The organism is Micromonospora sp. AMSO12t (assembly GCF_008806585.1).
GTDB lineage: Bacteria > Actinomycetota > Actinomycetes > Mycobacteriales > Micromonosporaceae > Micromonospora > Micromonospora reichwaldensis.
This window is the reverse complement of record NZ_WAAS01000242.1, coordinates 1-9,669: the sequence shown is the minus strand read 5'-3', so window position 1 is coordinate 9,669 and position 9,669 is coordinate 1. Positions and strand designations below refer to the sequence as shown.

9 protein-coding genes are annotated in these 9,669 nt (G+C 72.9%); 2 read left to right on the top strand and 7 right to left on the bottom strand.

Features of this window, described 5'->3' with window-relative positions; all coding sequences use genetic code 11:
* The coding region (locus F6X68_RS26045; RefSeq protein WP_151456748.1) for an ATP-dependent DNA helicase RecQ at positions 1 to 1,653 on the bottom strand (1,653 nt) is incomplete at its 3' end.
* A gap of 221 nt (positions 1,654 to 1,874) precedes the next feature.
* Between F6X68_RS26045 and F6X68_RS26040 the strand changes: the two genes are divergently transcribed.
* Positions 1,875 to 2,720, top strand: a complete 846-nt coding sequence (locus tag F6X68_RS26040; RefSeq protein ID WP_151456749.1) for a hypothetical protein — start codon at positions 1,875 to 1,877, stop codon at positions 2,718 to 2,720.
* A gap of 72 nt (positions 2,721 to 2,792) precedes the next feature.
* On the opposite strand, the gene F6X68_RS26035 is transcribed toward F6X68_RS26040, so the two are convergent.
* Positions 2,793 to 3,980 carry a serine hydrolase domain-containing protein gene (locus tag F6X68_RS26035; protein WP_151456747.1) on the bottom strand — a complete coding sequence of 396 codons (1,188 nt, stop codon included), beginning with the start codon at positions 3,978 to 3,980 and terminating at the stop codon, positions 2,793 to 2,795.
* A 108-nt stretch (positions 3,981 to 4,088) separates the two neighbouring features.
* Between F6X68_RS26035 and F6X68_RS26030 the strand changes: the two genes are divergently transcribed.
* Entirely contained in the window at positions 4,089 to 4,565 is a 477-nt protein-coding gene (locus tag F6X68_RS26030; RefSeq protein WP_151456746.1) for a hypothetical protein, read from the top strand.
* Positions 4,566 to 4,715: 150 nt separating this feature from the next.
* Here F6X68_RS26030 and F6X68_RS26025 read toward each other — a convergent pair whose 3' ends face one another.
* From F6X68_RS26025 to F6X68_RS26005, 5 genes are read right to left on the bottom strand one after another with little or no spacing between them, the layout of a single operon-like run.
* Positions 4,716 to 5,843 carry a branched-chain amino acid ABC transporter permease gene (locus F6X68_RS26025; RefSeq protein WP_151456745.1) on the bottom strand — a complete coding sequence of 376 codons (1,128 nt, stop codon included), beginning with the start codon at positions 5,841 to 5,843 and terminating at the stop codon, positions 4,716 to 4,718.
* The gene (locus F6X68_RS26020; protein WP_151456744.1) at positions 5,840 to 6,730 is read right to left on the bottom strand and encodes a branched-chain amino acid ABC transporter permease; all 891 of its coding nucleotides are present in this window, start codon (positions 6,728 to 6,730) and stop codon (positions 5,840 to 5,842) included. Before F6X68_RS26020 ends, F6X68_RS26025 begins: the two co-directional genes overlap by 4 nt.
* The gene (locus F6X68_RS26015; RefSeq protein WP_151456743.1) at positions 6,730 to 7,494 is read right to left on the bottom strand and encodes an ABC transporter ATP-binding protein; all 765 of its coding nucleotides are present in this window, start codon (positions 7,492 to 7,494) and stop codon (positions 6,730 to 6,732) included. The genes F6X68_RS26020 and F6X68_RS26015 overlap by 1 nt, the downstream gene beginning before the upstream one ends.
* On the bottom strand, positions 7,494 to 8,237 hold the full coding sequence (locus F6X68_RS26010) for an ABC transporter ATP-binding protein (protein WP_151456742.1): 744 nt from the start codon (positions 8,235 to 8,237) through the stop codon (positions 7,494 to 7,496). Before F6X68_RS26010 ends, F6X68_RS26015 begins: the two co-directional genes overlap by 1 nt.
* Positions 8,238 to 8,243: 6 nt before the next feature.
* Positions 8,244 to 9,443, bottom strand: coding sequence for a substrate-binding domain-containing protein (locus tag F6X68_RS26005; protein WP_151456741.1), 1,200 nt, complete (start codon positions 9,441 to 9,443; stop codon positions 8,244 to 8,246).
* Positions 9,444 to 9,669: the final 226 nt, after the last annotated feature.

The window sequence follows — 9,669 nt, the reverse complement described above, 5'->3', positions numbered from 1 at the left end:
GGACAGCCGCCCCACCGCCCGCCCCGGCAGCGCCTGCTCCGCCGGGGCGATCCGCCCCTTCAGCGGTACGCCCACCGCCTCCAGCCCCGTCGGCCAGAGCTTCTTCGGCGTGATCTCCACGCCGGGCCGGCCGAGGAAGGTCTGCGCGGCGGTCTGCGCCACCTCCGACACGTCGGCCGTGAACAGCGGGCCGGCGCAACGGTCACAGCGGCCACAGTCGGCGGCCCCGACGTCGTCCAGGCACTCGCGCAGGTAGCGCAGCCGGCAGTCGGGGGTGGTCGCGTACTCCCGCATGGCCTGCTGCTCGGCGGCGCGCGCCTCGGCGACGCGGCGCAACCGGGCCTCGTCGTAGACCCAGGGCTCCCCGGTGGCGAGCCAGCCGCCGCGCACCCGGCGGACCGCGCCGTCGACGTCGAGCACCTTGAGCATCAGCTCCAGCCGGGCCCGGCGCAGGTCGACGATCGGTTCGAGCGCCTGGGTGGAGAGCGGCCGGTCGGTGTGCAGGGCGGCCAGGACGGCGCGGACCTGCGCCTCGGGTGGGAAGGCGAGCGAGGCGAAGTAGCGCCAGATCGCGGCGTCCTCGGTGCCGGGCAGCAGCAGCACCTCGGCGTGCGCGACGGCCCGGCCGGCACGGCCGACCTGCTGGTAGTACGCGATCGGGGACGGCGGCGCGCCGAGGTGCACGACGAAGCCGAGGTCGGGCTTGTCGAAGCCCATGCCCAGCGCGCTCGTGGCGACGAGCGCCTTGATCTTGTTGTCCAGCAGGTCCTGCTCGGCGGCCCGCCGGTCGGCGTCCTCGGCCTGCCCGGTGTAGGAGGCGACGGCGTAGCCCCGGGAACGCAGGAACTCGGCGGTCTCCCCCGCTGCGGCGACCGTCAGCGTGTAGACGATGCCCGAGCCGGGGAGCCGGTCCAGGTGGTCGGCGAGCCACGCCAGCCGGTACGCCGGGCTCGGCAGCTCGACCACGCCGAGGCGCAGCGACTCCCGGTCCAGGCTGCCGCGCAGCACGAGGGCGTCGCCCAACTGCTCCGCCACGTCGGCGGTGACCCGGGCGTTGGCGGTGGCCGTGGTGGCCAGCACCGGGGTGCGCTCGGGCAGGTTGCCCAGGAACGTACGCAGCCGGCGGTAGTCCGGCCGGAAGTCGTGCCCCCAGTCGGAGACGCAGTGCGCCTCGTCGACCACCAGCAGGCCGGTCGTGGCGGCCAGCTTCGGCAGCACGGTGTCCCGAAAGTCCGGATTGTTGAGCCGCTCCGGGCTGATCAGCAGCACGTCCACGGCGCCGGCGTGGATCTCGGCGGTGATCTCGTCCCACTCGTCGAGGTTGGCGGAGTTGATCGTGCGCGCCCGGATGCCGGCCCGGGCCGCCGACTCGACCTGGTTGCGCATGAGCGCCAGCAGCGGCGAGACGATCACGGTGGGCCCGGCGACGCCTTCTGCGCCGGCCGCCTCCCGGTCCCGCAGCAGGGCGGTGGCCACGAAGTAGACCGCCGACTTGCCCCACCCGGTGCGCTGCACGCAGAGGACCCGACGACGGTCGACCACCAGCGCCTCGATCGCCCGCCACTGGTCCTCCCGGAGCCGAGCGTGCTCGCCGGCCAACCGCCGCAGCACCGCCTCGGCCCGCTCCCGTACCGCCGTCCGATCCTGGCTCATCCGGCATTTCTACCAGCTCCGGCGGACGTTCCCCGCTTTCGCGAGACGGCGGACCGCCCGGGGGCACACCGCCCGACCGCCCTCGGAGGGAACGGCCCGCGCGCGGGTCGGCCGCTTATGAGGCCGAGCGCCCGGGCGGGCCCTCAGGGCCAACGCGGCGGCCCGGGCGCGTGCCAAGATCTGCGGCGGCAACAGTCCAGCTAGGAAAGAGAATCATGCGAATCACGCAGCAGACCGGCCCCGCCGGCAGGGTCCGACGGGTCGCGGCGGCAGCCGTCTCCCTGGTGGCCGCGACCTCCCTGGTCGCCGGGTGTGGCAACGACGACGCCCAGGACGCCCCGGCGGCCTCCTCGCCGGTCCCGGCGGCGTCCCCGTCGGCCAACCCGAAGAGCACGCTCCTGGCGGCGGTGCCGGACGAGGAGGACCCGGCCTTCCGGTTCAGCGGCAGCGACCCGACCGGCGTCGTCACCGGCGTGGTGGACCCGGCGGGCAAGGGCATGGACCTCACCGTGACCGAGAAGGACAAGGAGCTCGACTTCACCATGAAGCTCTCCTTCCGCCTCATCGAGCAGCGCTCCTGGATGAAGGTGAGCTTCGACGGCGCCGAGGAGCTCAGCAGCATGCTCAAGCTGCCGAAGAAGTGGATGGAGCTGGACCACGCGAAGCTGACCGACCCGGCCAGCGTGCCCTACTACGAGGGTGCCGACCCGGGCAACACCGGCGCGATCCTCGGGGCGGTGGGAGACACCGTGACGGACCAGGGCGGCGGGACCTACACCGGGACCGTGGACCTGACCCACGGCGAGCACGTGCGCCAGGCCATGGCCGACGCCGTGGACGTCGACGCGCTCGGCGCCGCGGCGAAGACGATCCCGTTCACGGCCGTCGTCGGGGCGGACGGGAACCTCACCTCGCTCACCCTGGAGATCCCGGCGGTCGGCAAGCTCAAGGCCACGAAGTACGTCGTGAAGTACTTCGACTTCGGCAAGGCCCCGAAGGTCACCGTGCCGACGGGCAGCCAGGCGCAGAAGGCTCCGGCGTCGGCGTACGAGCTGCTGAACAGCTGACGTACGAGGACGGAAGACGGGGTCGCGGTCGCACGAGGGGGCCGCGGCCCCGGTCGGGGTGGCCGGCAGTGGTCAGGCCGGCGGGCGGGACACCACCGCCCGGACCGCCTCGACCAGGCTGGTCGTGCGGGGGTCCGGGCCCATCGTGACGCGGAGCCCGCTCGTCACGTAGCCGAAGGCGATGCCGCTGGCCGCGTCGGCGTAGCCGAGCGAGCCGCCGTGGCCGGGAAAGCCGAAGGCGGTGGGCGACCACCAGGGCTGGTCGGGCAACGGCAGGCCGAAACCGAGCGCCGGCCGGGTCGGCACCAGCAGGACCCGGTCGACCCCGCCGGCCTGTTCCCGGGTGGCGGCGTCGAGGGTGGCCGCGTCGAGGATCCGGACGCCGTCGACCTCGCCGATCAGGCCGGCGTAGAAGCGGGCCAGCGACGAGGCGGTGCAGATGCCGTTGACCGCCGGGATCTCGGCCGCCCAGGTACGCGGGTCGGCGAGGTCGAGTGGCGGGTCGGTCACCATCGTCGACCGGACCACCAACGAGGTCGGATCGGTGTACGCGGCCAGCGCCTCCAACGCCGCCCCGGCGGCCAGCGCCTCCGGTGCCGCCACGGCGGCGGGCGGGGCGACCGGCTGCTCGACGAGCCGGGCGACCCGGTGCGCCTCGGCGGCGGGCAGGCCGACCCAGAAGTCCAGGCCCAGCGGTGTGGCGATCTCTTCGGCGAAGTACGTGCCGAGGCTGCGGCCGGAGACGCGGCGTACCACCTCGCCGACCAGCCAGCCGTAGGTGAGCCCGTGGTAGCCGTGTGCCGTGCCCGGCTGCCAGGCCGGCGCCTGGGCGGCCAGCGCGGCGACCATCGGCTCCCAGGTCAGCGCCTGCGCCAGTGGAACCGGCCGGTCGAGCACCGGCAGCCCCGCCTGGTGGGACAGGAGCCAGCGGACCGGGATCCCGTCCTTGCCGGCCGCCGCGAACTCCGGCCAGTACTCGGCGACGGGTGCGTCGAGGTCGAGCTGCCCGCGCTGGGCCAGCAGGTGTGCGCAGGCCGCCGGCACGCTCTTGGTGGCCGAGAAGACCACCTGGAGGGTCTCCTCCCGCCAGGGGCGGCCGGTGGCGGGATCGGCGAGCCCGCCCCACAGTCTGGCCACCTCCTGACCGTGTCGGTAGACGCTGAGGGCCGCGCCGATCTCGGACCGCGTATCGAAGTTCGCCAGGAACGCCTCCCGGACCGGCTCGTAACCCGGCGCCACGGTGCCGCTGACCACGGACATGCGCTCTCCTTCGCAGCGTCGGGCCCGGACGACGATCAGCCCGGGCAGCTGCGTCAGGATAGCCTGACGCCGATAGTCAGGAAACCCTGACAAGCATATGCTTGCGGGATGGCGGAGGAAGTGGTGCCGGGGCACGCGGACCTCATCGGGTTCCGGTTGCCGGACGGGACGCTGAGTACCGACGCCGCAGCGCCCGCGACGACCGTCGGCTACCGGGCCGGGTGCAGTTGCGGCTGGGTCGGCGCCAGCGACTACCCGGCCGCCGAGGAGGGCCGCTGGATGGCCGCCTCCGAGTGGGGCGGACACATCAGGCCGATCCTGGCCGCCACACCGCCCGGTTGGCTGATGGGCCGTTCCGACACCCTCCGCGACAACGTCGCCGAGCTGGCCACGACGTGGCCGTTGCAGGCGCTCGGCATCCTCGCCGAGGTGGAACGCTGGCAGCGGCCGCTGATCGAACGCGCCGTCGTGTCGGCGCGGGAGGCCGGGCTCTCCTGGGCCGAGATCGGCAACGCGCTCGGCATCAGCCGGCAGTCGGCGCACGAGCGGTTCCGCAACCTCGCACCGCCGAAGCCTCCCGCCTGAACGGGTCCGGAGGCGCGCCCCGCCCACAGCGGTCGGTACTCGATCGACGCCCGCGGGCCGTCGGTCCCCGGCCACGCGCAGGCCCCGCCGATGACGAGCCGTCGCCGGGCGGCGGCAGCTGCGTCATCGGCGGGGCCTGGGCCCGCGCCGTCAGGAGCGGCGGGACGGGGTGCGCAGGGAGTGCTTCAGGAGTGCCAGGCGCGGGGCGAGGCTGGCCAGGCCGCCGGGGAAGAAGTAGACGGCCAGGATGAAGACCGTGCCGAGCACGAAGAGCGGCTGCGACAGCGGGTTGCTCAGGAACGCCGGCAGGGCCTCCACCGCGTCGGACGTGCCGAACGCGACCAGCCGGTGGTCCAGGTACATGTAGAGGATCCCGCCGATCACCGGGCCCCACCGGGTGCCCGGCCCGCCGAGCACCACCATGACCAGCAGCGCCAGGGTCCACTCGGAGGAGGTGATGTGCGGCGAGGCGCCGCCGACGATCAGGACGTAGACCGCGCCACCGGCCGCCGCCAGGCCGCCGGCCAGGGTGAACGCCACCAGCTTGAACCGGTACGGGTCGAGCCCGAGCACCCCGATCCGCCGCTCGTCGTCGCGCAGGCCGGCGAGCACCCGCCCGGTCGGCGAGCCGGAGACCCGGTGCACCACGAAGACCACCACGACCAGGTACGCCAGCGCCAGCCAGTAGAGGTTGACGGTGTTGGTGACCCCGACCAGCCCCTCGGGCAGCCCGGAGACGTCCAGCGGCAGCCCCTCCTCGCCGCCGGTGAGCCCGCCGAAGTCGCGGGCCACCAGGATCGCCCCGACCTGGGCGAAGGCGAGCGTCACCATGGCGAACGCGATGCCGACGGTACGCAGCGCCACCGCCCCGAGCAGCGCGGCGAGGATCGTCCCACCGATGATCGCGAGCAGCCCCGCCTGCCACAGCGGCAGCCCCGCCTTGGTGACCAGAATGTCGGTGCCGTAGACGCCGGCGGCGAAGTAGAGGGCGTGCCCGAAGGAGAGCATCCCCGTCCGCCCGAAGAGCAGGTCGTACCCGGCGGCCAGGCCGCCGAAGACCAGGCAGACGGCGAGCAGTTGCAGGGTGCCCGGGGAGTTCAGCGCCCCCTCGAAGATCCCCGGCAGGTGCAGCGTCGAGTACGGCAGGATCAGCGCGACCACCAGCGCGACCAGCGGCAGGTACGGGCGCAGCCCGTGCCACCGTCGGCGCCCCGGCGTCAGCTCGTCGGGCACGGCGGCCGGCGGTGCCGGAACCTCGGGGCTCTTGACCTCGGTCATGCCGTTGCCACCTTTCCGGCGATGCCCTGCGGGCGCAGCAGCAGCACCACGGCCAGCAGCGCGACCACGCAGATGTCGCCCAGCCCGGAGGTGCCGTAGTAGTTGACGAACTGTTGGGTCAGGCCGACGGCGACGGCCGCGTACGCGGACCCGATCACCGAGCCCATCCCGCCGATGACCACCACGATGAACGCGAAGATCAGCAGTGAGCCGCCCTGGCCGGGCGAGACGGTGCCGAAGTAGACGCCGCCGAGCGCGCCGGCCAGCGCCGCAGCCGCCCCGCCGATGGCGAAGACCAGGGTGAACGCCTTGCGCACGTCGATGCCGAGCGCGGTGACCATCTCCCGGTTCTCCACGCCGGCCCGGATGATCAGGCCGTAGCGGGTCCAGCGGAGGAAGGCCAGGATCGCGCCGAGCACCAGCACCGCGGCGATGATCAGCAGCAGGCCGCCGTTGGGCACGTTGGCGCCGAGGATTCCGGTGACCTGCCGGGTCCACTCGGGGCGTGGGAAGGGCCGGGCGTCCGCGCCCCAGGTCGCCTGGAGCAGCGCCACGCCGGCCAGCGAGAGGCCGACGGTGACCAGCACCTGCTCGATGGTGCGGGAGTAGAGCGGCCGGATCAGCACCAGCTCGACGAGCACCGCCACCAGCGTGCCGGCGGCCACCCCGAAGATGACCGCGACCACGAAGCCGAAGCCGTCCGACCCGGCGCCGGGCAGGTTGTGCGCCGCCCACCAGGTCCCGTACGCGCCGACGCCGAGGAAGACGCCGTGCGCGAAGTTGAGCACGTCGGCCAGGCCGAAGACCAGGGAGAGCCCGCTGGCGACCAGGAAGTAGAGCGCCGCCAGGCCGAGCCCGGTCAGCGTCAACAGGATGACGGTGTCCATCAGTGCTGGTCCTTCCGCGCGGCGGCCGGCGTACCGGCGGGGTGGTGTCCCTCCGCCGAGCCGACGCCCAGCAGCGACTTGGTCAGGGCGGTCTCCAGCAGCAGTTCCTGCGCGTCGCCGGTCCAGGCGACCTGGCCGGCGGCCAGCACGACCGCGTCCCGGGCGAGCCGCCGGACCACGGCCAGGTTCTGCTCGACGAGCAGCACCGGCACGGATTCGGCGACCCGTTCCAGCACCTCGGCCACCTCGGTCACCACCTTCGGCGCGAGCCCCTTGGTCGGCTCGTCGACCAGCAGCAGCCGGTTGTCGTTGAGCAGCACCCGGCCGATCGCGAGCATCTGCTGCTGACCGCCGGAGAGCGAGCCGGCCCGTTGCCGTCCGCGCCGGTCCAGCTCCGGGAAGAGCGCGAACACCTTGTCGTACGCCGGGGTGCTGCCCCGCCGCTCGGCGAGCCGGAGGTTCTCCGCGACGGTGAGCCCGGCGAAGACGCACCGGTCCTCCGGCACGTAGCCCAGCCCGCCGCGGACCAGCCGGTGGGTGGGCCGGGCCAGCAGGCTCTGGGCGCCCATCCGGACGGTGCCCCGCACCTCGCCGGCGGGCGGGGTGAGGCCGACGATCGCGCGCAGCGTGGTCGTCTTGCCCACGCCGTTGCGCCCGAGCAGGACGGTGACGCCGGTCGGGGCGACCGTGAAGGACACCCCCTGGAGGATGTGCAGCCCGGCGATGCGGACCGACAGGTTCTCCACACTGAGAATGGGTTCCACTAGAGCGACTCCCCCAGGTAGGCCTCTTGCACGGTGGGGTTGGCCATCACCGTCTCCGGGGTGTCGCAGGCCAGCAGCGCGCCGTGGTGCATCACGGCGATCCGGTCGGCCAGTTCCAGGATGACGTCCATGTGGTGCTCGACCATCAGCACCGACCGGCCGCTGTCGCCGGTGAGCGAGCGGATCACCGAGACCAGCTCAGGTACGTCCTCGGCGCTGACCCCGGCCATCGGCTCGTCGAGCAGCATGACCCGGGGCTCCCCGGCGAGCAGCAGGGCGATCTCCAGCTTCCGCTTCTCGCCGTGGGCGAGGGTGCCGGCCAGCGCCGTACCCCGGTGGGCGAGGCCGACCCGGTCGAGCGCCGCGTCGGCGGCGGCGGCGACCTCCCGGTCGGCCGCCGCCCGCCGCCACAGCTTCATCGAGCCCCCGCGGTGCGCCTGAACGGCGAGCCGGACGTTCTCCCGCACGCTGAGCGAGCCGAAGACCGAGCTTGCCTGGAAGGTACGGCCGAGGCCGAGACGGGCCCGCTTGTGCGGCGGCAGGGAGCCGATGTCCTGCCCGTCGAGGGTGATCCGTCCTTCCGTGGCCCGGCGTACGCCGGTGATCAGGTTGAACAGTGAGGTCTTGCCGGCGCCGTTGGGCCCGATGACGCCGAGGAACTCCCCGGGCGCCAGGTCGAGGTAGACGCTGTCGACGATGGCGACCTCACCGATCCGCCAGGTCAGACCGCGGGTGGCGAGCATCTGGTGTCAGCCCTTCATCGCCACGGCCGGCGGCGCGGACTCGTCCCCGGTCAGCGCCTTCTGGGCGGTGGCCGTGAACGCGGTGCCGCTGCCGGACAGCTTGGCTTGGAACATCGGCTGCAGCAGCGCGTGGTCCTCGGCCCGGATGGTCATCTTGCCCTTGACCCCGTCGAAGCTCCAGCCCTCCAGCGCCTTCACCATCTTCTCGACGTCGTCGCCGCCCTCCTCGATGGCCCGTACGACCATCTGCGCGGCGGCGAAGCCGTCCGGGTGGAACAGGTCGACGGTGCCGACCTTGGCCTTCAGCGCCTTCACGGCCTCGTTGTCGGAGGCCCCGTCGAAGTAGTGCGACAGGAAGGAGATCTTGCTGCCGGCGGCGCCGAAGGTCGGCCACGAGGCGCGGATGTCCAGGCCGGTGACGACCGTGGTGGAGGAGAGCACGCCCTGCTGGTCGAGCGTCTGCCACATCGCGGGGGCGGTGGTGCCGGCCCAGGCGACGAAGAGCAGGTCCGGCTTGGCGGACTTGATCTGGCTGGCGAACGGGGTGAACTCGGTGGCGCTGGCCGGCGCCCGGACGCTGCTGACGGCCGCGCCCGCGCCGCCGATGACGGCCTTCACGGCCGCCTCGTTGGCGTCGCCGAAGGCGCCGTCCTGGGCGAACACCACGACCTTCTTGCCGGCCGGGTCGCCGATGAACGACTTGGCGGTCACCACGTCCTGGTACGACTGCCGCCCGGAGCGGAACGTGTACTTGTTGGCGCCGGTCACCGCGTCGGTGGCGGCGGGCCCGGAGATAAAGAGGACCTTGTTCTGCGCGGCGATCGGGGCCACCTGGAGGGCCACGCCGGAAGCCGTCGAGCCCGCGATGATCTTGTTGCCCTTGCCGATCAGGTCCTTGGCCGCGGAGACCGCCTTCGCCGGGTCACCCGCGTCGTCGACCTCGGTGACCTCGACGGCCCGGTCGCCCACGTTGTTGGTGCCCTTGGTGGCGAAGTCGAGGCCGGCCTTGAATCCCTCGATGTACTGCTTGCCGTAGCTGGCGAGGGCTCCCGACTGGGAGTAGACCAGGCCAACCTTCACCGGGGCGGCGCTGTCGCCGCCACCGGAGGCGGTGTCCTGCGGGCTGCCACAGGCCGTGGCGGCGAGCGCCGCGGCCATCATCGTGGCGGCGGAGAGGAACACCCGCCGCGTCGTCCGGACCGTCATTGCGACTCCACGTGAGGACTCGGAGGTAGGGAACTCATATGACGGCTCACGCTAGAAGTGACGTCACCCACGGGCTATGTGGCCGAAACACACAAGTAACAGGGGTGGGGTGGTCGGGGGTTACAACGAGCACGACACGGTGACGACCCCACCCGTCCGCGATGGGCGCCCGCCCCATCGACGGAAGTGATGCTGTGTCGCTCCGCGCCACCGATACCCACCGAAT